Consider the following 24905-nt stretch of genomic DNA (forward strand, 5'->3'; position numbering starts at 1 on the left):
AAATCTATGGTCTTCAGCTTATAATTGAAAAGTTTTTAGGCTTTCAGCTAATGCTTAATCACTAGCCCACGTTGGAAGGAAGTTAAAGAAAAGATTTATTAAGTAGATTAATGCAAGGCAAAAGAAGGCCAAGCCGACATACCTATCAGAAGCTGAGGGACGTTTAGGTTCACAAAAGGTACATTTATCTCGAAACCCTATTAAGGTAATTCTTGCTCCAGCACTAGTATGCGTAAATAGGGAGTCTGAAACTTCTAGAGATGTACGACAATCTTCAAAACTTACCTCTAAAGTTTTTTTTGATACTCTGGTACCTGAATAATACTTGCGTTTTACAAGTACCTGTGTTTTCTTGCCATTATTAAAGCATTCAGCATTCCTATTGTATTTTGAAGTAAAATAGACACCAAAAAAAGTTAGGATTATGAGGGCCATAAGGTTCTCCTTTTTTTTCCTGATACAACTACTTAGTATACTATAAAAGATTGATTGAGCAGATGGATTCATCATATAGTAGAGCTTACCTTTTGAATATGTTTTTGCGATGCCAGTCCAAATTCTCCAGTGAAGGGTAGTATCTCGTTCCAAACGGCAAGCGCATCTTCCGGCCTTCCAACTGCTTCAAGCTATAGGGGTGATGATCGTTCTCGGCAACATGGGAAGAAACGATAATTCGGTAAGTAGTATCAATGGAAACAAAGCCACGATCAAAAGCACGATGCAGGTTTGGACAGAGCGCAATGCCGTTATTCACCTTATCATCATGACTGATGCTAAAGGGCACGATATGGCAGGCATCAATAAAGTTATGACCGAAGGTAGATTCAAGTCGCATTCCGGTGAAGCTGCAAGTTGAGTCATATACTTTTGGTACCAGCTTTTTAAACAGGCCGCCTCTTACAAAGACATCTTCTTCTGTTTCTATTTGAATGGTTCGATACTCGGCTTCCGGTTCGTTTAACAGGAAGCTTTCCAGGTCATGGATGTAGCCTTGCCCCTTCTGCTTGCTTTGGATGTAATGCTGCTTAGTGTCGGGGAAATAAGTATCTAACAGAACAGACTTTATGATATTCCGGGACACCGGATCAGTTAGAAGAAGATAGAGTGTCTCTGAGAAGTATGCATATTCCAATACTTCCGACAGTCGCGTTACACTCTTAATATGAGCATTGATCTGACAACCCAGCTTCGCCTGAAGAAACCAGATTTGCTGGCCCTCTACCTTATCGCTTTGCAGGTAGTAGAAGGGCTGGGTAAAATCAGGCTGATGCATCGTGTTTACCAGCAACCTCCAGTTTTCCTGAAATATCGCAACCAGATCTGTGGTTACATAAACCCTGTTTTCTGTTACCAGTCCTTTTTCAATTAGCTCAATGATGGAAATGAGGAGAACAGGTTTATGAGGAGCCTTTCCGTAGGCGGTATTTGCACGGTTGAGACGGTTGAGTTTGGTGAGAAATGGATTCAAAGTTTTAGTGGTGTTCTTCCAGTTTGCTATGACTGTTGATAAGCGTTCGAGCTATAATCTCAAGCAAGTAGAAAATTTAAGCATATTTTATATTTCTTCGATTTTCTATCGTCGTGATTAATTCGACAACTTCAGGCGATATTTCTGCTAGTTTCATCTCCCTCGCGATTGCAAAGCGGCTTACAGATACTTTATGATTCTCGGCCAGCCACATACTCAACCTACTCAAAATTTCTTTCCCAGAAGCCCTAGACCATTTATCGCTCCCCCAGATGCCGTTCACATAGAGTCTAGCCTCTTGATACGCACTTTTTAATGCCTTTTTGCTGTCCTTGTGACTTATTTCAGTCGCAAAGTTGTCAATTACGTCGTCCTTCAATTGTTCGCAGATCACGTCTATTGCAGTGGAAATGCTAGATTCATCCAACTCAATATTTTTCTTTCGAGCTCTACAGAGTCGAACAATAGCACTAGGTACCAGTAGGTAGTTCTCAATTTCCTTCTTTTTCCAGATGTGAAGATTGATTCCTTGAACCTCTGCTTCTCTTATCCTTTCTTCTTGTTCTTCAATAGTGTGATAGTCAGAGTCGAAAATGCAGTAGGTGCTAATATTTGTTTGATTGTCCTTAAACACCTTGTGAGAGCCTATGACCCTTTGCCAGCCTCCCCATCCTTGAACAAAGGTTTTCGGCAATATATCAAATTGCTCGAACGTGTCTGGAAAAATCTTAGACTGCAAAATAGAAAGCATTTTTACATCATCTCTTTCTCCCTCGACAATTAGGAACTTATTATAAGAAAAAAGCCGCGCTATTTCTAAATTGTGTACGCTGCCTATTTGATCTATAATCTTTTGTACTATCGGTGCTTTATTAGCATAGTCCTGCTTTCGCTTGCTATTACTTATAGGTAAGATATTTTCCGCTTCTACTTCGGACATAATTTCCACTGAATGTGTGGCGACAATAACTTGTTTAAAATGGCTTTTAACTAGTTTAATTAGTCGTCGCTGTAAGTCTGCGTGCATATACACATCAGGTTCATCAAGTATCACAGTAGAATCGCTAGGACACCGAGATAGAAACCACATAGTCTGTAACCACATTTGTAATCCTTGTCCCATCCAACCAATTTCTGCCTCAAATTGATTGTCCCTCACAAATAGCAGTAAATCGCCTTGTGTTCTAGCGCTCGTGATACTACTGTCAATACTCAGTCCAGGCCAAGTCTTCTCAGATAGATCCTTAAATCTTTGAAATGCTTTAGGGTAGTAATTCAATTGGTTCCTGAAATGTCGTGAACTCAAATTGGTCGCTAGATTTCTTTGCACCGTTTCTTCTCGTATTACAGACTCATGCTTTAATAAAGGAGTAATTTGAGGTAGAATATTTATTTCTTGTAGCCCAACATGAGATGCAAACTTTTTAGATTCTATAGGCTTCCCATCAGCAGCTGTCAAAGTTGCGAATAGCTCTGCTCCATCTCCGACAAAAATCTGAACTTTTAGCCCGTCATCAAACTCTGCGAATATTTTCGCTGGAGGATCACCATACATATGAAATATGTTTTGTGACGAAATATCTAGATTTTTGATAGACGGTTGAATCCCTAATACGTCATCATCAAATCCAAGCCATTCTGGACTCTTTAAATAGTGAGTGCTACGCGCTTTGTTTACAACTAAGGACAATATCCGCAAGGCCTCAATAATAGTGGATTTGCCCGCATTATTCTTTCCCACTATTATACTAAGCTCTCTGAAGGTGATTTCCGTCTTATGAAAGCACCTAAAGTTTTCAAGAGTAAATTTTTTTAGCATATATAGGCCTTTTTATATAATTCTTGGGTTCATCTTACCCTACCGCCAGCTTCCCACTCTCTTTCCACAAATAAGCCGGCATAGGTTCATTTAATTTCCATTCTATATTCATCGGCTTGGAGCCGCTTGATTTCATAAAGTTTGCATCTCCTAAAAACACGTAGGACATGGTGTTTCCATACTCATCGTCGTTCTGCTCTCGTACGAAAAGCAGGATACTCTTATCCAGCTCCTGATGCTTTAGATAGGACTGTCCTTTTGGAGATTCAGGCGAAGTAGCGTTTTGAGATTGCCAATGAAAAAGATGTTCATTAATGGCATAGTCATCATAAAGCGTAGTAGGAGAATATTCCTTTTCTGATTTCTTTAGCGTTACAAATAAAGCCTCAACATTTAATTCCTTGTTCAAGGCGACACCTTCACGATTGGAGGAAGCCTTTTCGAAAGTATGAAGGCCTAAAGCAGCAAGAATCTGGTCGCGATTATAACGGCTATGTAGTTTAAGTGGAGTAGGAAAAGGAAGTTTAATGTCTTTCTCAACAAAATCAATCTGATCGATTAAGTAATCAAGGAGCTCATCCATTTCCGAAACCATTACTGGGTTACTTTTAAGTACTGAAAGGCTTTTTGTTAGGTTTTTGTATCCAAGCTTGGGTCCTGCTTCTCTCCAAAGATCGTAGTGAAACATCAAAAGCATTATTTCCTCCTCTGCTGTTGGGCTTAATACTTCCCATTCATCCCTGATTAAACGTTTAATAAAAGTCAGGTAGCTATAGGAATTGCACTGAATCAAACGCTGCGTCATTAGTCTGGTTAACTCTTTTTCCTGTGGCTCCGCAAAGTCTTCTATTATTCCTGCTGCTGCTAAAAGTCTTTTCCAGCTTCCTTTTTTATAAAGAAGCGGTAGTTCCAGATGGTTGAATTCCAGGAAGTTCTTTAAGGTTAGTGGTAATGTAGAGTTTAGTTTAAAGCTTTTGATCTTAGCAATTAATTGGTTCCTGTTAAAACCGATTAATTGCCTGATATTCTTAAGTATTACCTCTTTAGCTTTCTTTTCTAAAATTATAGAACAACCAAGTGGCAGATGTGATAATTCATCTTCAATCTCTTTCTCTATCGAAGTATGCGTTTTACCAACTAAGGCTCTGAATTTGTGCTCGAAGTCGTAGTGGGCATTCGCATTACCTACGAAATCGAGAACGGTCAAACATTCTTTAGAGTCTGCCAGTCTTAATCCTCTACCTAATTGTTGCAGAAAGATTGTTAAGCTTTCGGTTGGTCGGAGGAAGAGGACGGTATCAATTTCAGGAATGTCTACACCCTCATTGAAAATATCAACCACAAAAAGGTAATTTATTTCTTTGCTTCTTAATCTACGGCGTACGTCACTTCGATCTCCTGGACTGTTACTTGTCAGCCAGTCTGACTTTAAGCCAGCCAAGGTAAATTTCTCTGCCATGTATTGTGCATGAGCCTGACTAACACAAAATCCTAATGCTCGCACATCTTGCAGATCTGTCAAATACTTTTCGCAGTTCTCAAGTACTTCGGCTACTCTTCTGTCTTCCGCTGTATAAAGTCTTGTTAACTCATTTATATCGTAGCGGCCGTTTTTCCATGCTACCTGCGAAATATCCACAGAATCAGAAACCGCAAAATATTGAAAAGGAGAAAGCAACTTTCTATTGATGGCTTCCGGGAGCCGGATTTCAGCCGCGATGGTATTACAGAAATCCCGCAGTACATCTTCGCCATCCATTCTTTCTGGAGTAGCTGTTAAACCTAAAAGAACCTTTGGCAAGAATCGGTCGAAAATAAAGCGGTAGCTATTGGCCGGAGCATGATGTACCTCATCAATGATAATGAAATCATAAAAATCATCACCAAGTTTTAAGTCTTCTATCCGATTTCGAAGGGTCTGTACAGACGCGAAAACGTACTCTAAATTGCTCGGTTCCATTCCGTCTACCCATAATTCTCCAAAATTCGCATCCCGGAGTATATGTCTGAATGTTTCCTGTGCTTGTTCCAGAATTTCCTTCGTGTGCGTAATGAAGAGTAGTCTCGCCCGTTGGTTATTCGTTTTGAATTGTTTGTAGTCGAAGGCGGAGATGACTGTTTTTCCCGTTCCAGTTGCTGCTACAATGAGGTTTTTATTCCGATGGTGAACTAGCCTTTCTGATTCAAGCTTAGTCAATATTTCTTGTTGATATGGAAATGGCTTTAAGTCAAAAAAGCTAGCAATGCCCGACTTGTCCTGAATCTTCTGCGACCTTAAGGCCTTACTTAACTTCTCCGTATCCCTGCCAGCCTGGTAATATTCAAATTCTTTATCTTCCCAATAAGTCTCAAACGTCTTCTTAAACTTATCGATTATGTGATTGATCTCTCGTGTCGTAACCTTTAAATTCCACTCTAAGCCGTTGGTTAAGGCTGATCGTGAAATGTTGGAAGAACCTATATATCCGGTATGAAAGCCAGTGTTCCTTAAAAACAAATATGCCTTGGCATGAAGTCGCTCATGATCGCCGTTATAGGATACTTTTATTTCTGTGTTCTTTAATCCTGAAAGAAACTCTACAGCTTTTACATCGGTGGCTCCCATGTAAGATGTAGTGATAATCTTCAGTTTGCGACCGCTGTTCGTAAACTCTTCCAGTTCTTCCTTAAATATTCTGATCCCCGAGTATTTAATAAATGATACCAGCCAGTAAATTTCGTCCGAGGAAAGAATCTCTTTTCTGATTTCGCTTTCAAGAGAGATGCCTACATTATTTCCTGTGAATAATTCACTTTGTGATAAGCGGGTATAGGGTGTAATCTGCTTAAGTCGTTCTCCAAAATTAGTAAAGGGAGAATCAAGCTTTGAAAATACCGCTTGAAGGACTTCGCCGCTTTCCAGCAGGTTATTTGAGATTTCCAACTTAGGAAGTTCTTCAATCAATACCTGTATGATTTTATTTGACAGTTCAACCTGTTTCAGTAGACTATCATCTCCTTTTAGTTCGCTTAAAGCGAAGCGTATAGTTTCTGATAAATACTGACTTAAGTAACGGGCAGCCTCTTCCTTATCTAAAACAGAAGTCTTGATAAAAAAATCTTCATTCGTTATGGTCTGAAGTTTATTGTAAAAAAGTTTATTAATCAATTGCTCGTATAAGCCGAGCTCCGTTTTCATCATACAGAAATTGCGAGCACTAAGGTTAAATGCCGCTATTTCAAATGTAAGTTATTATTCTGTATCAAAAACTTGTTTTTTAATGATTAACGCAATTCTTCTATACTTATTCATTCTAATCAATCAAGGAAAACTTTTAGTACCCACCCATAAACCAACCCAATAAATCACTCTCGACATCTTTCTTTTGAATCCATCAAATCACCTTAAAACAAATGATTATGGATTTAAACGATTTATTGACGAAAGAAGATCTGCAGCAATTCAAAGCAGAATTGTTCGATCTGATCAAAGGCTTAAAAATTAAACCCGGAACTGCTCCTAGTCCCTGGCTTAAGAGTTATGAAGTTCGAAAGCTTTTAAAGATCTCTCCGGGAACCCTTCAAAACCTTCGTGTGAATGGAACACTTGCTTATACCAAGATTGGAGGCTTGATGTATTACAAGTATGAAGATGTAATTAGATTATTAGAGAACGGAGGAGGAAAGTAAGCTATGAAAACAGCGCTAACTTTGAAAACTATCTTTCCTGTCTTTTCTGATCCTTCTTTTAAGCTTTTAGGTAAGCCAGAAATAGGTTTGTTGGTTGGACGGGGTTTTATAGCAAGAGGGAGTTGGACAAGGTCCTACTCTTCTGCCTCTATTGCCCTGCAAAGAGGCTTTGATGTATACTCCGGGTATACATCTCCTGCTTCAGATAATTCCAAACCCTATTTTTTGTATACAAGCCGGTATACATTACTCTCTACTATGAAAGACCTCAATGTAAAAACCATCCACTTCCCGGTAGAAACAGATAATAAGCTGACAAGTCTTGCCGAAAAGCTTGGCAGAGCAAAGCTTACAGTGTTTCAGCAAATGGTTGAGTATTTCTATCATACCAAAAAGGATCCTATCGACATTAACGATGACCTTTTGAAAAGTACTTTTATGAACGGGTTCAAGCGTTACGCAGGAATGATCAAGCAGCAAGAAAAGGAATTGCTGATGCCAACGTTGCTCGCCGTAGATAAGCTGACTCGGGATCAGGGTCTATTACTTAATTTTTTAGATAAGCAATTATTGCCTCAGAATCAGCAGTTGCTAAATCAGGTTAATCTTCAGAGCCAAAAAGTTGCACAGGTAGAATCAGTTCTTCGACTCATTTCTTCAAGCCTGGAAACTAAAGCAGCGCTTAAGGAGCGGTTCATTAGGATTCTGGAGCGGTATATCAAGGAGCGAGAAAGCTTAACCGTCTTCAGCAAGGATAAAGACAAGGAGGAGCTCATATCCAGATTTAAGCGGGAGATTATGCAATTGTAACTAAATATATGGCTAGCTATTTAGTCCGCTATCTGGCTATCTGTATATCCATTTCGTTGGCTATATGAATAGTTGCCTAGTTGTGTATCAGAATATATGTTTATCTCATTACATAGTCCTCAAGCTGTCTATATCTATAGCGGAATACTTATCTATCTATTTATATCACTATCTATTTATGCACATCAACATAACAAACAGTGAAACAGGAGGAAATAAAGGTAGTTCGGCCCAATTGGTCAACTATCTTGATAAAGAAAACCGGGATCCGGTAAATAAACGGCACGAGTGTTTTTTTAATCATGAGAGGAGAGATATCTTATCCCTGGAAGCGCGAATCTTACTGGATAATAATATAGCCTGTTTAGGAACCAATGATGCAAAGTTCTTTCTTATTAATATTAGTCCGAGTGGAAAGAGTTAAAGCATCTTGAAGACGTGTTTGGAAGAGAGGCTTTACCTGAGAAGCTGAAAGAATACGCCATTAACGTAATGGATCAATATGCCAGGAATTTTAAACGCCCGGGGATCTCAAGCAGCAGTGATTTACTTTGGTTTGGAAAAGTAGAATACAATCGCTACTTCTCACCGAAAGACCGGGAAGTAAAACAGGGTATGAAGAGGGTAGGAGAAAGGAAGGAGGGAAACCAAATGCATGTGCAGGTAATGGTAAGTCGGAAGGATATTACCAATAAAATTAAGCTAAGTCCTTTAAATAACTCAAGGGGGAGCAATGCAGAGCATTCGAGAAAGATGGGCGAGTTTGATCGAAAGGCTTTTATTGCTGGCGGAGAACGACTGTTCGACCTTCAGTTTAGTTTCGACCGAGGTCTTGAAGAATCTTTTAGCTACAAAAATGCAATGAAGAATGGAGACCTGAACGAGCGACTGCAAGCTCAGCAAGAGCAACTTAATCCTGTCCCGGAACAAGAAGTGGAGGAAATTGCGGCTCCTTCGAAAATGCGAGGCTATCTTGACGATGCCTTGGAATCTCTTTTTGGCGGATTTGGCAGTAATTATTCGGAAGATGAGGACATGAAGAGGAAAAGGAAAAGATTTAAGGGACCGACAAGGTAGCTTAGACTGGCTAAAAAAGAAAAATCATTTTTATAAAATTTGACACTGGAGCTAGGGGTATTTCCCGGCTCCTTTCTTGTTTTCTAACTGAACATCAGTCACTGAACATGTGAGATGGTTCTGAAAATTAGTAATATTGAAGATTGTTGTTCAATGTTAGAAGCCTTATGCACAAGATCTTGTTATTTCTTATTTGCTTTATCGTACAATTTCAGTCTTCAAATGCCCAATGGAGTGGTTCATGGATAAAAGTTAATGCAGTGTATCGGGATAACGCTGAGTTAGAAGAGTCAAATCCACTTAAATATAATTATATCAGGTATAATTTTGCCAAGAAGGGTAGGGTTAATGTTTCAACATCCTATCAGAGTAAAGGAACTTCGTTTGCTTATCAATTTTCTGACAATCATTTTAAGATGAATTCTGATGCTGGATTTGTAGTGAATGAGTTTATAGTGGAAAAGGCTACTGAAGCTGAGCTTGTCTTATTGCAAAACGGCAGTGTGTATTTCCAAGGCGAGGATTGTATTCGCCTGTTTTTTGTTCCTGAGTCCTCTTACCAGAAGTCCTTTGTTCCGTCCTCGGATAATATTCTTGCAGTTGCCGGTGTTGATACTGTTTATATTGCCAATGACAAGCTCTACCCATATTATAATGGAAGTGGAGATTATTTTGATGTATTAAAAGAGGGGGTGCCTTCACAGCCTTCTGAAAATCTTTATTTTTTTGCTACCTACATTGTAGGAAAAGATGGCCGGGCAGATAGTTTAAAGATTATTGAGAGCTTTAGCCCGGCTTTTGATAAAAAGATCATCAAGAATTTCAATAAGACTAAAGATAATTGGCAGCCTGCAAAGTTAAATGGAAAAGCGGTAGCAGTTCAAATGAAGCAGGAGTATCACCATTTTTCTTCAAATACAATGTTACCTGTTATGGATTATAGTATGAAGGGTAGCAAGGCTATGAAAGAAAATGATTTTACGGCTGCGCTTTATTTTTTTGATAAGGGTCTTGAAAAGTTGCCTACTAATATTGAAATGCTTTATAAGCGTGCTTTATGTAAGTATGAGTTGGGCAACAAGGAAGGTGCTTGTAAGGATTTGAATTTGATTCAGCAGTTGGGAGATAGTACAGGCAAGGAATTATTACAAAAATGGTGCAAGTAGATTATTCATGTATAATGCTGGAGATTTTGTGTCTTACAGTGTCCCCATTATGAGAAGTTAGTGCTGTTGTTAGTTTTTCGGCTAACTAGTTATTTGTGTCCCTATAGTGTCCCCATTATTTGAAGTTAGTGCTGTTGTTAGTTTTTCGGCTACTAGTTATTTGTGTCCCTATAGTGTCCCCATTATTTGAAGCTAGCGCTGTTGTTAGTTTTTCGGCTAACTAGTTATTTGTGTCCCTATAGTGTCCCCATTATTTGAAGTTAGTGCTGTTGTTAGTTTTTCGGCTAAACAGTTATTTGTGTCCCTATAGTGTCCCCATTATTTGAAGTTAGTGCTGTTGTTAGTTTTTACGGCTAACTAGTTATTTGTGTCCCTATAGTGTCCCCATTGTTTGAAGTTAGTGCTGTTGTTAGTTTTTCGGCTAACTAGTTATTTGTGTCCCTATAGTGTCCCCATTATTTGAAGCTAGTGCTGTTGTTAGTTTTACGGCTAACTGGTTATTTGTGTCCCTATAGTGTCCCCATTATTTGAAGTTAGTGCTGTTGTTAATCTTTAAAGACTAGCTAGCTATTGTGTTCTTATTATTTGGTACCGGGACCAGCAGTGCTAGCTTTTTATTCCATATTTCTTAAATACATAATTACTACCTGGTCCTTTGGTCCCGGTATTCTCTATATATTCTTCTTCTAATTCCGCCAGATATCTGCTAGCTGTTCGTTTTGTTACGTTTAATAGCTGCTGAACTTTTGCATTATTGACAGATCCCTCTTGTTGAACAAATAGAATTATCTGCTGCAAAGGTTCGCGCAGGTTAGTTAATGATTCTTTCGAATACCGATGGATGATAACTTGAAAGTCCGGAGGTTCGTGACTGAAAATTGGTGGAGGCAGGTTACGGGAGTAACATTCCTGAATAATCTTTATGGTACCTCTTCCCCAAGATTCTATATACCCTGCCCTAAAGAGGGTGTTGGCTACGTCTGGATTAAAGGGTTTGGACGGATGCTTTGTCTTTAGTTTCTCGACAGTCCAGTTTGTCGGTAAATGACCATCATTCCAAAAAATAATCTTATGATCGTAGACGCTAATCTGTACAGGAATTCTGCTACTATAATCTTTATGTGCAATAGCATTCAATAACGCTTCTCTTATTGCTCCTTCAGGAAATGGGTATTCTTCGATACGTCTTGTGCCTTCATAACGGATATTCGCGGTTACATATTTAGAGAGAATTAAGTTGTACGCTTTTTCAATTTGCTCAAATAGGTTACCGTGGATTTCATCCTGGTACCGCAAGTCTTCATCGCTGTTAAAAAAGCCTATTTTCAAATATGCGCCAGTAACGTATTTCTCGGGTTCTGGATGGAATAAGAGGATTGCAGCCCGTTTCAAATATTTGTCCTCGTTAAGGTGTAGATTTTCAATAAGGACGCTGTCGGTATCTGAAAGGACTTCGTCGTTTACCCTTTTACTATTAGCGGCATTTTTTCGGAACAGCTGTAGTGTCTCTAGCTTTAGATCGCTTAAATCAACTCCCGGAATAGGTACAGCATCCCATGTCCGTCCTTGTTTTTGCAATAGAAATTTATCTAAAGCAGCTCCTTTCAGTTCCTGTTTAGTACTCCCTGACCTATAATGGTATTCCCCTTTGTAACTTACAGGATAAGGGTAAGGCTCTGTTTTGATTTCAATAATTTCTTTTCCCTCTTCTTGAAGTAGATTAACATCAACAATTATTCCGAGTATATCTTTAACCTTGTTGGGAATATCCTCTAAAAGTTTCCTTGCGTTTTGAACCCCAGAGATTGCTCCTTTATCATTTTTACCAATATATATTACTCCGCCTTCAGCATTAGCGAAGCCGCAAACCCATTTCAGATATTCATCCCGCCAGGATTCCTTCCACTCTATGTTTTGATTTTCTTGCTCCATGGAATATATTATGATATCAGGAGAGACTAAAGTATTAAAAATTAGCTCTCCTGTAATTTCAAACTTCATTTATCTTTCTGCCAGCCTCTTTTTCAAAGCTGCCATATCATCACTAAGTTTAGTTTCCAGTACTCGTGCATAAATTTGAGTGGTAGCAAGTTTAGTATGACCAAGCATCTTACTTACACTCTCTATTGGCACGCCATTACTTAGGGTAACAGTAGTGGCAAACGTATGTCGGGCTGTGTGGAAGGTTAAATGCTTTTTAATTCCACATAGATCTGCAATCTCTTTTAAATAGCTGTTTAACTTTTGATTTGAGAAAGTCGGTAGTAGTGTACCGTCCGCTAAGGACTTTGGATGATCAGCATATTTCTCAAGGATGGCTAAAGCTTTGGGTAGGATGGGCATTTTAACTGCGGTGTTTGTTTTTTGCCGGCTGGTAACGATCCATTTCTCCTCATCAATTCCGGTTACAATGTTTTCTCGTTTAAGGTTTGAAACATCAATATAGGACAAGCCTGTATAACAACTGAAGATGAACAGATCTTTTACTAACTCAAGCCTGGGCATTTCAAAATCTTTGGCTTCTATTTTAGCAAGTTCTTGTTTGCTTAGGTAATCCCGGTCCACTTTCTCAAATTTCAATCTGTAGGCAAGGAAGGGGTTTTTATCGATCCATTCCATCTGTAGAGCGAGATTGATCATTTTACGTAGTCTTTCAAGATGTTTCATCACTCCATTGTTGCTTAGGGCAAATTCCCCCAAAGGTGTTTTCATATGACGCAGGTAGTACTCAAAGTCTTTAATGAATTTGTAAGAAAGCTCAGACAGGAATTTGTCTGATGTCTTGTATTTCTTTTTCAGGAATTCTTTAATGTACTTCTGTGTGGTGAAGTAGTTTTTTAGAGTGCCCCATTCCAACGCCTCTTTCTGATGGCTGTTATGGTAATCCATCAATTTGCAAAGCGTAAACTCTAGCTGGTCATTACCCATAAACATATCTCGGATAAGCTCGGGAGTAATGAGCTTTTTTTGCAGGAACAGTTCCTGGTAGCATTCCGTAATCTTTGCACGGTAGCGTTGAAGGTAGTTGTTTAATTGTGCTAGTTCATCTTTAGTTCCCTTCGCCATCCCTTTCCCGGGGTTCCAATTTTTAGGATCAATATATCTTTTTACCGATAATTCGACCCGTCTGCCGTTGACGGTTATTCTTGCATAAATTGGCACTTTGCCGTCTTCATCTGCTTTTCCGTTTCTCAGCAAAAATGCTACGCTGAATCTGTTTGATACTGTATTCATAATTTTCTATTTAATCCAGAACTGCATCTTTTGAGATCTTTTGAGATCTTTTGGTACACTAAGCCCCTGAAAAGGTCACCTAGTAGGGCCTGAAAAAGGACTTAAAATGGACCAAAAAAAGTCAGAAAATATTTCGCCTAAATAGCTGACATATAGCTGTTTAAACCCTTTCTGGTGACCTCGAAAATAGAAAATCAAATTAGGTCACCGAATAGGTCACCTAGAGTTTGGTTTTGGATGGATAAAATGACTCAAAAAAGCATTAAAAAAGCCCCTGAATCATAGATTTAAGGGCTCTTAGTGTATTTTGCTATCAAAAAAGTCGGGATGGCCGGATTTGAACCGACGACCTCCAGCACCCCATGCTGGCGCGATACCGGGCTACGCTACATCCCGTGGAATTGAGAATCCAAATATATAAAGCGTTCTGATTATATCGAAAATTATGCTGCGGTTTCCGTGAAAGAAATTAAAATAAAAATGCAGGATGGTGTTACAAATCGCTTATAGTCTACGTCTTAGTATAAACACAATTTTCTTGAGTCATGAGTGTAAGAGTTCAATTAGCAATAGCCGTATCTCTGTTGTCAATTTTATTTTCAACCGTAGTTGTTTTATCTTGCTGTTATTCGGTATAGCTTTAGGTATTGGGAAGTTCTTTGTAGTGTTAAATATTTTTCTTAAAAGTAATTGTTTTAGTAAATGAAAGATTTATCTTTACATATTCTATCAAATTAAATGCACTATGAAAAACAGTTACCTTGGCATTAGGGAGACTACTGCGCTCTTTGGCCATCTCAATCATTCGTTTACAGTCAGGTATAGAGGGGTAGACGGGCTTATTCTACATGGGTACGTTACACAGTTGTCTGCAAATGACTATCAAGTCTTCGTGAAGGAGAAAGGTGTGATCATTCAATGTAAAAAAGATGAATATGGCTTGTTAACCTGTAAACTTAATAGTAAGGGCAATGTTCATTGGGTTGATGGAATAAGCCGGGCGGTAGCTCAAACCTTATTGGAGCAATAATTTTTTTTGAAAAGGGGATTCGAAAAAAATATTTTCTACTTGATGAGTGAGGATTCTTAATTCTTTAACTAGCAGGATCTTGCTTCCTGATAAACTTCTTTTAATTGTAACCTAAGCAAATTTGCACCGTAGACTTAAATCCCAAGAGGAAGATAAGTCAAAACCTTTGCCAATTTTGTGTTGTTAGAGGTCATTAAAAAATAAAGAAGCCTTTGGCTGGTCATTTATTTTTATATTTTTGCGGTGCTCGGGTCATATTATGACAAAGAGGGCGTTTATAAGTAAGGTTGTTTAACTGTAAACGAGTTTAAGAATGGGAAAAAAATTCATAGTAGGTTTTCTACTAGTATTATTGAGTGTGTCTTCCCAGGCACAAACAACGAAGAAAAGTTCAGAAAAAAGTACAGCTGATCCTGATAATTTAGCAAAGGATTATTTTTCTCAAATAATGGGAATTGCTGCTTCTGCTACGTCGAACGTAAAATTGTATCAATTTGTGTACGACTGGTTAGGCACTCCCTATAGATTGGGTGGCGATACTGAAAAAGGAATTGATTGCTCGGGGTTTGCTTATCAGTTATACGACAAAGTATTCAATACAGTAATAGGAAACAATTCCAGGAACATCTTCAGCATGGTAAATCCGGTTAACAAGGAAGAGTTAAAGGAAGGGGACCTGGTATTTTTTAAGATTAATAGTAAATCAATCTCTCATGTTGGTGTTTACCTCGGAGATGATAAGTTTGCTCATGCATCAAGTAGCAGGGGAGTAATGATCAGCAACCTTAATGAAGCTTACTGGAAGCGTTATTATTATAAAGGTGGCCGGTTGATTGAATCACTAAGAGAAAAGTTAGAGAACTAGATTTAAAAATATTTAAAAGTAAAGAAAGCCGTCGGAAGACGGCTTTTTTATTAAGCTGATATTTGTTCTAGCCTTCAAGGAGGAAAACGATCAGCTCTTTAGGTCCGTGTGCACCCAGAACTAATGTCTTCTCTATATCTGCTGTACGGCTAGGGCCAGTTACCGCAGATATCATGGTCGGCAGTCTATCTTGATATTTTGTTTTTAAATTTGCCAAAGCATCCTTTAGGTCTAGTACTAACTGAGAGGTATATGCGATCACGATGTGGTGTGGAGGGTAAATACCTAGCCTTCTTCCTGCGGCATTGGCATTAGACACCAATACAGTACCATTCCTGGCGATTAGAGATTCGCAAAGGGTAATACTAACCTCAGCCTGAAGAAAGTCTTTATCCGTCTTATAAAAAGGAAATTCATATTGGGTGAGCATCTCTTGTAACTGAGGTTCCCAACAATAAATTCTTCTCCAGCTCTTTTCGTCGGCAAGTAGCAACAGATTTTCAATAAGCTGGATCTCATCTTCACAGAATACGAATTTGCCCGCTACCAGACTTAGTTGTTCAGCAAAGAGTACCTCAAGATAATCGTCATAGGCCTCATATAAAGGTGCTTCTTCAAGATTAGGGTAGGGATTGTCTCTCTTTTCAAGTAATGCCTTCCTTATCTTTTTCAGCATTCTTTCCTTAGCAGTAGTTTCTTTCATCTCTCTGGCCATTGTGCAAAAGTCGTTTTTGGAAATCTCAGTTCAAAGAAAAAGCCCCGAAAATTCGAGGCTTTTTCTTTGAACTTATAAAATTAAATATTATAAATCGTTCGATTGTGTACTCTTAAGAGGATCAGTAGCGTCGCTTACTGGCTCCGGGTGAAGATTTTCAGCTACCGGCCTTTGGTTACCACTATCATCACCATTCACAAACTCATCATAAGTAGTGCGGTGATTGAACGGGCGTTTACCTAAGATCTCTTCAAGATCGGATTGGAATAGAATTTCCTTCTCAAGGAGTTTTTGCGCAAGTTTTTCTAAACCTTCACCTTTATCGGTTAATAGTTGTTTAGTTCTTGCATATACTGAATTGATTAGATTTCTTACTTCCTCATCGATCATTTCAGCTGTCTTTTCAGAGTAGGGCCTATTAAACTGCTCTTGCTGGTCGTTGAAGGAAATATTACCAACTCTTGGATTCATACCGTAAAGAGTGATCATAGCGTAAGAAAGTTTCGTAATCCTTTCAAGGTCGTTCTGGGCTCCTGTTGAGATTTTACCGAATGTAAGATCTTCAGCAACACGGCCCCCCATTGTCATACACATACCATCAATAAGCTGTTCTGTAGTATATAGGAACTGCTCTTTTGGAAGGTACTGTGCATATCCTAAGGCTGCAACACCGCGAGGGACAATTGAAACTTTAACCAATGGGTCTGCATGCTCCAGGAACCAACCAGCAATTGCGTGACCTGCCTCGTGATAAGCAACTATCCGTTTCTCTTCAGGAGATATGATCTTGTTCTTTTTCTCTAATCCTCCGATCACACGGTCAATTGCATCCTGGAAGTCCTGCATATCTACCGCCTCTTTATTCTTACGTGCAGCTATAAGGGCTGCTTCGTTACATACGTTGGCGATCTCTGCCCCAGCAAATCCCGGCGTTTGTGCCGATAGTTTTTTAGGATCAACTTCAGGAGATAACTTTATTGGTGCAAGGTGAACCTTAAAGATTTGTTCACGACCTACTAAATCTGGTTTATCAATAGAGATCTGCCTGTCAAAACGTCCGGGACGAAGTAGCGCAGAGTCTAATACGTCAGGGCGGTTTGTAGCTGCCATGATGATAATCCCTGAGTCAGTGCCAAAACCATCCATCTCAACAAGGAGCTGATTAAGCGTATTTTCGCGCTCGTCATTTCCACCTACAATGTTGTTCTTTCCACGAGCACGACCGATTGCATCGATCTCATCTATAAAGATGATACATGGAGCCTTATCTTTAGCCTGGCGGAATAAGTCACGAACACGGGAAGCTCCCACACCCACAAACATTTCTACGAAATCAGATCCTGACAGTGAGAAGAATGGTACCTGTGCTTCTCCGGCAACTGCTTTTGCAAGTAAAGTTTTACCTGTACCAGGAGAACCAACAAGAAGTGCTCCTTTAGGAATCTTACCTCCAAGGTTAGTGTACTTTTGAGGGTTCTTCAAGAAATCCACAATCTCCATCACTTCGAGCTTCGCTTCTTCAAGGCCTGCAACATCATTGAACGTTACGTTTACCTGTGATTCCTTATCAAATAGAGTCGCTTTTGATTTTCCAATGTTGAAGATCTGACCCCCTGCGCCTCCACCTGCACCGCCGCCCATTCGACGCATAATGAATACCCAAAAGCCGATTAAAAGAAGTACCGGAAGGATAATTGACATAAACCAGCTTGCCCAGAAGTTTTCTCTTGATTCTATGCTTACCGGGGTACGTTGCTCTAATGGAATATCCTTTTCAGCTTCTCTTAGCTTCGCCTGCAAGGCATCAAAAGAGCCATCGGTAAAAAAATACTGAGGGCTTGTTCCTGACATGCTGAAGTTCTCTTCTTTATTTACGTCGGCATACTTGGGTTGACTTAACCTGTCTTTTTTGATATAAACCTCGGCCATTATCAGGTCGTTGTTCTTGTAGGCAATTATCTTTTCAACGTCCCTTGGCCTTAGCATTTGGCTTTCGAACTGCTGATAGTTAATCTTCTTAGCGCTCGATCCGTTGAAGAAGTATTGTACCGCAAACAACCCTATAATAATTGCAGCGTAAAGCCACATGATATTAAATTTAGGAGGCTTAGGCACAATCTTTTTAGTTGAGCGCTTTTTTATTGTTTTCTTAAAGTTATCAGCTTTTTTCTCTTTCATTTCTTATAATTAAACCGGGTTAGAATGTTGTGATCACGCACTTTTATAAAACTGCATTTCAGCATCTCCCCACAATTCCTCTATCCCGTAAAATTGGCGTTTATCTGTCTTGAAGACGTGTACTACAACATCCACATAGTCCAGTAATACCCACTCTCCATATTCCAGCCCTTCTACACGTACAGGACCTTGTTTAGATGCTTTAAAAACTTCCTCCTCTATGCTTGATGCGATTGCTCTCACCTGTGTAGAGGATTCTGCGTGACAAATGACAAAATAATCAGCTACGGAGCTGTGTATATTTCTTAAATCTAATCTTACTATTTCGTTCCCTTTTTTCTCTTGTATGCCATGTATAACAAGTTCTGAAATAAAAGTTGATTCGTTAATTGTTTTACTTTTTACCATTAAAAAAAATTAGTTTTGGATGAATTTAATAAAACTCCGCTCTTTTGCAAATTAACACTTTTTCAAGATTAATTGTTGGACAAAAAATTGTTGTTTTAGAACGAATTGATTCTACCAATGATTATTTAAAGAGAGAGTTGGCAAAATCTACGCCATTTCCTGAAGGTACTGTAATAATGGCAGAAGAACAATTTGCCGGCCGCGGACAATCGCAAAACAAATGGCTTAGTCTGCCTGGTTTAAACTTAACTTTCAGTATCCTCCTTTTTCCCACTTCTATATCCCCTGAAAATCAATTCGAACTCAATATTGCTATAAGTTTAGCTACTAACGATGTTCTGTTGCCAATTATTGGCGAGGAGGTGAAAATAAAATGGCCAAATGACATTTATTACAGAAACCAGAAGATAGGAGGAATCCTGATCGAGAATTCACTGCAGGGTAAGCGAATGAAGAACTCAATTGTAGGGATTGGCTTGAATGTAAATCAGACGGAGTTTGATCCCCTTTTAACTAACGTGAGCTCTCTTAAGCAGATTACTGGACAAAACTATGAATTGAAGTTGTTGTTATTGGATTTTTGCAAGGCGGTTGAAAGCAGATACCTCGACTTAAACAAACATAATGATCGGCATAGAGAGGAGTATTTACAGCGACTTTTCCGGTTCGGTGAGCCGCACTTTTTCGAGATTGGCGGACAGCCAGTACTGGGAGTAATTCGTGAGGTGGATGAGGCTGGCAGACTCGTGCTTGATATTGGGGGGGAAAGACGCAAATTTTCATCTAAAGAGCTCAGTTTTATTATTTAAATAAGATTATGAAAGTGTACTTTATACACTAAAAATTTAATATCATTGCACTTCGAACTTCCATCGGGTTGGTTCGGATTATATTATTTAGAAATAAAGGTTCAGGCGCCTGCAGTAACCTGAGATTTGTCTGAGCTTTCTACAACAGTTTTATTGCCATGGGTGAAATTAAAACAATAGGTGTTTTAACATCGGGGGGAGATTCTCCCGGAATGAACGCGGCTATCCGTGCGGTAGTGCGTACGAGTTTGTACCACAACTTAAATGTTGTCGGTGTAATGCGTGGTTATGAGGGACTGATTGCCGGTGAATTAGTTCCGATGAACAGGAAGTCTGTTTCGAATATTATAGGAAGGGGCGGAACCATTTTAAAGACTACAAGAAGTGCTGCTTTCAGAACGCCTGAAGGCCGGATGGCTGCCTTTGAAAATATTCAGAAGTTTAAAATTGATGCCCTGGTTGTTATTGGAGGGGAGGGGACCTTTACGGGTGCTAATGTTTTCTCTCAAGAATACGGATTGCCGGTTTTAGGTTTACCGGGCACAATTGATAATGATTTGATCGGTACCGATTATACCATCGGCTACGATACTGCTATAAACAATGTGATTAGTGCTGTGGATAAGATTCGTGATACGGCTGAGTCGCATGCACGCGTGTTTATTATAGAAGTGATGGGGCGTGACTCGGGACTGATTGCCTTAAGGAGTGGAATTGGGTCGGGTGCCGAAGCTATTTTAATCCCGGAATCTGAAACCGATATTGAAGAGCTTTTCCGCCGTTTGGAAGAAAGCCGGACGTACAAGTCTTCTCGTATTATTATGGTTGCAGAGGGAAGACATGCAGGAGGTTTAGAGGTTTCAGAGAAGATCAAAGAGCGTTTTCCTAAATATGATGTTCGCCTGTCTATCCTGGGTCATATACAAAGAGGTGGTAGCCCTACCTGCATGGACCGTGTTTTAGCAAGCAGGCTCGGCGTTGCTGCGGTAGATGCGTTATTGGCCGGTCATAAAGGAGAAATGGTGGGTGTTGTAAATAATGCTATTCATTTTACGCCTTTTCATAATGCGATTAAACATATTTCTGAGATTAATCCAAACCTTTTACGAATAGTAGATATTCTGTCACTCTAAGAATTAGAGATTAACGGGGGATTGAATGAAATAGCTATGTTTGTCCCGCGAGAATTAAACGATGGAATCAATAAAACTGCATTTCGTTGAGGCTGAAAAGGTTCTTAATTCCTTTTTGAGTGATCCTCAGAATTTTGAAAATATTGAACGAGCAGGCGTTTTACTTGTAGATGCCATTAAAGCCGGGAAAAAAATAATTTCCTGTGGTAATGGAGGATCAATGTGCGACGCGATGCATTTCGCAGAGGAGCTGTCTGGTCGGTACAGGAACGACAGGAGAGCTCTTCCTGCTATATCTATTTCAGATCCCTCTCATATTTCCTGCGTTTCCAACGATTATGGCTATTCAGATGTCTTCTCAAGAATGGTAGAAGCTATAGGTCAGGAAGGGGATGTTCTGCTGGGAATTAGTACTAGTGGCAATTCTGAAAATGTACTAAAGGCGATATCAGCTGCACGAGCGAAAGGAATGAAGGTAGTTGGTTTGACCGGTAAGGACGGAGGGAAAATGGCTGTTGAGTGTGATGTGGAAATAAGAGCTCCAAAGTCAGACTATGCAGACAGGGCTCAGGAAATTCATATTAAGGTTATCCATTCTTTAATCGACTTCATCGAGAGGGGCATTTAGTTGAGTGCTTTGTTGTAAGTCATACGTTTTGTCAATAAGGGTGTATAGCAGGGAATCTAGCTCAGTAGTGAGTCCCTGTATAAGTTTAATCACTTCTGCATTAAAAGGATCATTATAATCTTTGTTATTAAAGATATTAGTAAGGCCCATTATTGAAGCAATAGGGCCTCTTATCTCATGAGAAACAAGAGATATTAGCTCTAGCAACTTGCCGTTTTGTTCTAATATTCTTTTTTGCGTTTCCAGCCGCTCCTGAATATTCCGGGATGTGCAAGCTACTCCAACAATTTTATCATTTATTTTTATTGGACTAAACTTGGTTTCTGCACAGTAGGGAGGTAGTTCTGGATAATTTATTATTTCTATAATCTGAAAGGCTTCACCTTTCAGAGCTCTATCGTAATGGTTCTTCCATATCTTGGCGTCTTTTCCTTGTAACTCAGGAAAATATATAGATTCACCGAGAATAAGGTCTCTTCCTATAATTCTCGACACAGCTATTTTAAATGAGATATTGGCCGAAAGTAGATTATAGTTTGAGTCTACAGACCAAATCTGGTCCTCTATATTATTAATCAGCGCGTCGAGGCTTTCCTTAGCTAATGTTATTTCCTGTTTACTTTTGATCTGTTCAGAGACATCATGTACCATTACCATTTCACAGTCGGATCCCTGGTATCTGATTCCATGTCCCGAGATGTTCACATAAATAATTTCTCTGTCTTTTTTTCTGTGACGCCATACATGTTGAGGACTCGAAAACTTGCCTTCAACCTTCCTCACACATTTAAGCAATTCGTCAACATCCTCTGCTGGTCGTATATCCGCAATAGTCATTGATAAAAATTCGTCCTTTGTGTATCCGTACATAGCAATTGCGGCGTGATTCACTTCCAGAAACTTTAAGGAAGATATTTCATAAATCCACAAGGGATTGGGGTTATTGAGGAAAAGATACCGGGAGGTTAGTTCTGACTCTGAGAGTCTCGTTTCTGTTTGTTTCAATACGGTAATGTCAGACAAGATGCCGCTTACTGCTATAGCTCTGCCTTCAATATTAAGAAGAAGGTTCCTCCTGTCTTTTACCCACTTGATTTTATTGTTAGTGCAAATTCTGTATTCTATGTCAAACTGCTTTCGCAAATGCGCTCTTTTTGTCGCGGTAAGCACATTTTTATAATCGTCAGGATGTATAAGTTCAGTCCAAAAAACAGGATTAGTTTCGATAGTGCTTAGTGATACTTCAAAAATATCAGCAAGTTGAGGGCTAACATAGTTAAACCTGCCCATTGACAGATCAAAAGACCAGATAGCTTCAGCTGTTATTGAGGAAGGGGCATATGTCACAGTATTCATTAATGATATTCCTCAATAACTTAACATCAAGAATTATTGAGTGGTTTGTCTGAATTGTTCCTGGATAAAGATACGCAAATTACGATTATCTGCTCCTGCTTTCTTTTTTAGCTATAAAACAGGTATTTATAATTTTTTTTATTTGTTTAAAAGCCTATCTTTGCATCCCCGCAGGAGACTCCGGGAACTATGTTGAATACATAAATTTTAAAATCAAAGAATGGCAACTAAAATCAGATTGCAAAGACACGGTAAAAAAGGAAAACCTTTTTACTATGTAGTGGTGGCAGATTCTCGTGCTCCAAGAGATGGTAGATTTATTGAGCGTTTAGGTTCTTATAACCCAAACACAAACCCTGCAACAATCGATATCAATTTCGAGAAAGCATTAGAGTGGGTTAATAATGGTGCTCAACCAACTGATACTGCTCGTGCTATCCTTTCATACAAAGGTGTGCTTTACAAAAAACACCTGGAAGGTGGCGTTAAAAAAGGAGCTTTAACTGCTGAACAAGCAGAAGCTAAGTTCAACGAGTGGTTACAGTCTAAAGACTCTAAAATCCAAGGTAAAAAACAAGGTTTAGTACAGACTAAAGAGGAAGCTAGGAAAGCTGCTCTTGCTGCTGAAGCTAAACGTAAAGAGGAAAAAGCAGCAGCTATCGCTGCTAAAAATACTCCTCCTGCAGAAGAAGCTCCTGCTGCTGAAGAAGGTGCAGAAGCGCCAGCTGAAGAAGGCGCAGAGTAATCTGCTTTTAAAAGTATTAATACGCCATTGCGAGTCTCTTCGTAATGGCGTTTTTTTTAATTTAAATCTCTAAGTTTTTCTCAGTATGAAATTAGAAGATTGTTTTTATATCGGATACATTACCAAGACAAAGGGTCTTAAAGGGGAGGTGCAAATTTATTTTGAGTTCTCGGACTACGAAGATTTGGAGCTGGATTCGGTATTTATAGAAATAAATGGGAAATTGATCCCTTATTTTACGGCCGCTAGTAAACTGCACACTAATAGTACTGGCTATTTTTATTTCGAGGACATTGATACAGTAGAGAAAGCTGAGAAATTAATTCGTAAGAAGATTTACTTGCCCAATTCTAAAAAGCCTGAGAGAGAGGAAGGTGATTTTTATTATGAGGACCTGGTAGGATATACGGTTAAAGATGAGCAGGCCGGGGAGTTAGGTGAAATTACGGAGGTTCTCGAGTACCCACAACAATTCATTGCAGTTGTACCTTATAAGTTCCGAGAAGTAATGTTCCCTTTGAATGATGATATTATAGTATCAATAGACGAGGAGACTTCTGTTTTGGAAGTTAAACTTCCGGAGGGTCTGATTGATATATATGTAAACGAGTAATTGAATTATGATGCGTTTTGATATTATCACCGTTTTACCCGGACTATTGGAAAGTCCCTTTGCGCATTCAATTCTTCAAAGAGCGCAAAAAAAGGGCTTAACAGAAATCCACGTACATAACTTACGGGATTATTCTACTAATAAACATCGCAGTGTTGATGATTATCCTTATGGCGGCGGAAGTGGTATGGTAATGTCGGTAGAGCCGTTTGCTCGGTGCATTGATAAGTTGAAAGCTGAGCGGGAGTACGATGAAGTTATTTTTATGACTCCAGACGGAGTTACTTTAAATCAAACCATTGCCAATCATCTTTCCGATAAAAAGAATATAATTATTCTTTGTGGTCATTACAAGGGAATAGATCAGCGTGTTCGCGACATTTATGTTACCCGGGAAATATCTATAGGTGATTACGTTTTATCAGGGGGAGAACTGCCTGCTGCTGTACTGGTAGATGCTATTGTACGACTTGTGCCTGGTGTTCTTTCAGATGAAACTTCAGCACTTTCTGATTCTTTTCAGGGAGAGTTGCTTGACGCTCCAATTTACACCCGCCCAGCTGATTGGAAGGGCTATCAAGTACCTGCAGTTCTACTGAGCGGAAATGAAGCAAAAATTGCAGAGTGGAGGGATGAGCAAGCGCTGGAAAGAACAAAAGAGCGGCGGCCAGACTTGCTGAAATAGTGTTAATTATATTCAAATGTGGATTTTTTGGAGAATGTGGAAAAATTAAAAATATCCTTTTTATTCTAACAAAAAATCCCTAATATTGCAGTCCGATTTTTACGGGTTAAAAATCGATATTAAGAGCTTAAAATCATGGATTTAGTAAAATTTGTTGAAGAGCAGGCGGTTGCGAAGAAAGAAGTTCCTGCATTCAAATCTGGCGATACAATCAGTGTTCATTATAAGATCCGCGAAGGAAATAAAGAACGTATCCAGATTTATCAGGGAGTAGTTATCCAACGCAATGGAGTAGGCGCTACAGAGACTTTTACTGTGCGCAAAATGTCAAATGGTGTAGGAGTTGAGCGTATTTTCCCTATCAATTCTCCAAACATTGAGAAAATTGAAGTAAATAGCTACGGTAAAGTTCGTAGAGCTAAATTGTTCTACTTACGTGCACTTACTGGTAAAGCTGCTCGTATCAAATCTAAGAGAGTTTAATCCAGGAGCTATCC

General features: G+C 39.2%; 21 protein-coding genes, 1 tRNA gene and 1 pseudogene. 13 read left to right on the forward strand and 10 right to left on the reverse strand.

The window, feature by feature from the left end; translation table 11 throughout:
- Nucleotides 1–520: 520 nt before the first annotated feature.
- From J4N25_RS08695 to J4N25_RS08705, 3 genes are all read right to left on the reverse strand, one after another.
- Nucleotides 521–1468 (reverse strand): HNH endonuclease, encoded by a 948-nt coding sequence (locus J4N25_RS08695; RefSeq protein WP_207421807.1) that lies wholly within the window; start codon nt 1466–1468, stop codon nt 521–523.
- 76 nt (nt 1469–1544) lie between these two features.
- Nucleotides 1545–3287: an ATP-dependent nuclease gene (locus tag J4N25_RS08700; protein ID WP_207421808.1), complete on the reverse strand. Its 1743-nt coding sequence runs from the start codon at nt 3285–3287 to the stop codon at nt 1545–1547.
- A 34-nt stretch (nt 3288–3321) separates the two neighbouring features.
- Nucleotides 3322–6468 (reverse strand): DEAD/DEAH box helicase, encoded by a 3147-nt coding sequence (locus tag J4N25_RS08705; RefSeq protein ID WP_207421809.1) that lies wholly within the window; start codon nt 6466–6468, stop codon nt 3322–3324.
- A gap of 218 nt (nt 6469–6686) precedes the next feature.
- Here J4N25_RS08705 and J4N25_RS08710 point away from each other — a divergent pair, with 218 nt between their 5' ends.
- The 4 genes and pseudogenes from J4N25_RS08710 to J4N25_RS08730 all read left to right on the forward strand — a co-directional run bounded on the left by J4N25_RS08710 (nt 6687) and on the right by J4N25_RS08730 (nt 10009).
- Entirely contained in the window at nt 6687–6956 is a 270-nt protein-coding gene (locus tag J4N25_RS08710; RefSeq protein ID WP_207421810.1) for a helix-turn-helix domain-containing protein, read from the forward strand.
- Between the two features lie 3 nt (nt 6957–6959).
- Nucleotides 6960–7766: a BfmA/BtgA family mobilization protein gene (locus J4N25_RS08715; RefSeq protein ID WP_207421811.1), complete on the forward strand. Its 807-nt coding sequence runs from the start codon at nt 6960–6962 to the stop codon at nt 7764–7766.
- 178 nt (nt 7767–7944) lie between these two features.
- A pseudogene (locus tag J4N25_RS08725) lies at nt 7945–8843 on the forward strand (DUF5712 family protein).
- 167 nt (nt 8844–9010) lie between these two features.
- The gene (locus J4N25_RS08730) at nt 9011–10009 is read left to right on the forward strand and encodes an energy transducer TonB (RefSeq protein ID WP_207421814.1); all 999 of its coding nucleotides are present in this window, start codon (nt 9011–9013) and stop codon (nt 10007–10009) included.
- Nucleotides 10010–10615: 606 nt separating this feature from the next.
- On the opposite strand, the gene J4N25_RS08735 is transcribed toward J4N25_RS08730, so the two are convergent.
- The 3 genes from J4N25_RS08735 to J4N25_RS08745 form a co-directional block, all read right to left on the reverse strand.
- The gene (locus tag J4N25_RS08735) at nt 10616–12010 is read right to left on the reverse strand and encodes an ATP-binding protein (RefSeq protein WP_242695837.1); all 1395 of its coding nucleotides are present in this window, start codon (nt 12008–12010) and stop codon (nt 10616–10618) included.
- A complete protein-coding gene (locus J4N25_RS08740; protein ID WP_207421815.1) occupies nt 12011–13243 on the reverse strand; it encodes a site-specific integrase in 1233 nt (410 codons plus the stop codon).
- A 322-nt stretch (nt 13244–13565) separates the two neighbouring features.
- Nucleotides 13566–13639, reverse strand: a tRNA-Pro gene (locus J4N25_RS08745).
- 349 nt (nt 13640–13988) lie between these two features.
- On the opposite strand from J4N25_RS08745, the gene J4N25_RS08750 reads away from it, so the two are divergent.
- Nucleotides 13989–14273, forward strand: a complete 285-nt coding sequence (locus tag J4N25_RS08750) for a hypothetical protein (protein ID WP_207421816.1) — start codon at nt 13989–13991, stop codon at nt 14271–14273.
- A 313-nt stretch (nt 14274–14586) separates the two neighbouring features.
- Nucleotides 14587–15138 carry a C40 family peptidase gene (locus J4N25_RS08755; protein WP_207421817.1) on the forward strand — a complete coding sequence of 184 codons (552 nt, stop codon included), beginning with the start codon at nt 14587–14589 and terminating at the stop codon, nt 15136–15138.
- A 67-nt stretch (nt 15139–15205) separates the two neighbouring features.
- On the opposite strand, the gene J4N25_RS08760 is transcribed toward J4N25_RS08755, so the two are convergent.
- From J4N25_RS08760 to rsfS, 3 genes are all read right to left on the reverse strand, one after another.
- Nucleotides 15206–15841 (reverse strand): LutC/YkgG family protein, encoded by a 636-nt coding sequence (locus J4N25_RS08760; RefSeq protein ID WP_207421818.1) that lies wholly within the window; start codon nt 15839–15841, stop codon nt 15206–15208.
- 99 nt (nt 15842–15940) lie between these two features.
- Nucleotides 15941–18031 (reverse strand): ATP-dependent zinc metalloprotease FtsH, encoded by a 2091-nt coding sequence (gene ftsH, locus J4N25_RS08765; RefSeq protein WP_207421819.1) that lies wholly within the window; start codon nt 18029–18031, stop codon nt 15941–15943.
- 33 nt (nt 18032–18064) lie between these two features.
- On the reverse strand, nt 18065–18439 hold the full coding sequence (rsfS, locus tag J4N25_RS08770; protein WP_207421820.1) for a ribosome silencing factor: 375 nt from the start codon (nt 18437–18439) through the stop codon (nt 18065–18067).
- Nucleotides 18440–18483: 44 nt separating this feature from the next.
- On the opposite strand from rsfS, the gene J4N25_RS08775 reads away from it, so the two are divergent.
- The 3 genes from J4N25_RS08775 to lpcA all read left to right on the forward strand — a co-directional run bounded on the left by J4N25_RS08775 (nt 18484) and on the right by lpcA (nt 21009).
- Nucleotides 18484–19248: a biotin--[acetyl-CoA-carboxylase] ligase gene (locus J4N25_RS08775; RefSeq protein WP_207421821.1), complete on the forward strand. Its 765-nt coding sequence runs from the start codon at nt 18484–18486 to the stop codon at nt 19246–19248.
- Between the two features lie 158 nt (nt 19249–19406).
- On the forward strand, nt 19407–20381 hold the full coding sequence (gene pfkA / locus J4N25_RS08780; protein ID WP_207421822.1) for a 6-phosphofructokinase: 975 nt from the start codon (nt 19407–19409) through the stop codon (nt 20379–20381).
- Between the two features lie 61 nt (nt 20382–20442).
- Nucleotides 20443–21009 carry a D-sedoheptulose 7-phosphate isomerase gene (gene lpcA, locus J4N25_RS08785; protein ID WP_207421823.1) on the forward strand — a complete coding sequence of 189 codons (567 nt, stop codon included), beginning with the start codon at nt 20443–20445 and terminating at the stop codon, nt 21007–21009.
- Here the strand turns inward: lpcA and J4N25_RS08790 are convergent.
- Nucleotides 20980–22365 carry a PAS domain-containing protein gene (locus tag J4N25_RS08790; RefSeq protein ID WP_207421824.1) on the reverse strand — a complete coding sequence of 462 codons (1386 nt, stop codon included), beginning with the start codon at nt 22363–22365 and terminating at the stop codon, nt 20980–20982. The two genes, lpcA and J4N25_RS08790, sit on opposite strands and share 30 nt — an antisense overlap.
- A gap of 220 nt (nt 22366–22585) precedes the next feature.
- On the opposite strand from J4N25_RS08790, the gene J4N25_RS08795 reads away from it, so the two are divergent.
- The 4 genes from J4N25_RS08795 (at nt 22586) to rplS (ending at nt 24891) form a co-directional block, all read left to right on the forward strand.
- Nucleotides 22586–23110, forward strand: coding sequence for a 30S ribosomal protein S16 (locus J4N25_RS08795; RefSeq protein WP_207421825.1), 525 nt, complete (start codon nt 22586–22588; stop codon nt 23108–23110).
- 85 nt (nt 23111–23195) lie between these two features.
- Nucleotides 23196–23723: a ribosome maturation factor RimM gene (rimM, locus tag J4N25_RS08800; RefSeq protein ID WP_207421826.1), complete on the forward strand. Its 528-nt coding sequence runs from the start codon at nt 23196–23198 to the stop codon at nt 23721–23723.
- Nucleotides 23724–23733: 10 nt separating this feature from the next.
- Nucleotides 23734–24408 carry a tRNA (guanosine(37)-N1)-methyltransferase TrmD gene (trmD, locus tag J4N25_RS08805; protein WP_207422132.1) on the forward strand — a complete coding sequence of 225 codons (675 nt, stop codon included), beginning with the start codon at nt 23734–23736 and terminating at the stop codon, nt 24406–24408.
- Nucleotides 24409–24543: 135 nt separating this feature from the next.
- The gene (gene rplS, locus J4N25_RS08810) at nt 24544–24891 is read left to right on the forward strand and encodes a 50S ribosomal protein L19 (RefSeq protein WP_242691586.1); all 348 of its coding nucleotides are present in this window, start codon (nt 24544–24546) and stop codon (nt 24889–24891) included.
- Nucleotides 24892–24905: the final 14 nt, after the last annotated feature.

The sequence above is a fragment of the Desertivirga brevis genome, from assembly GCF_017355835.1.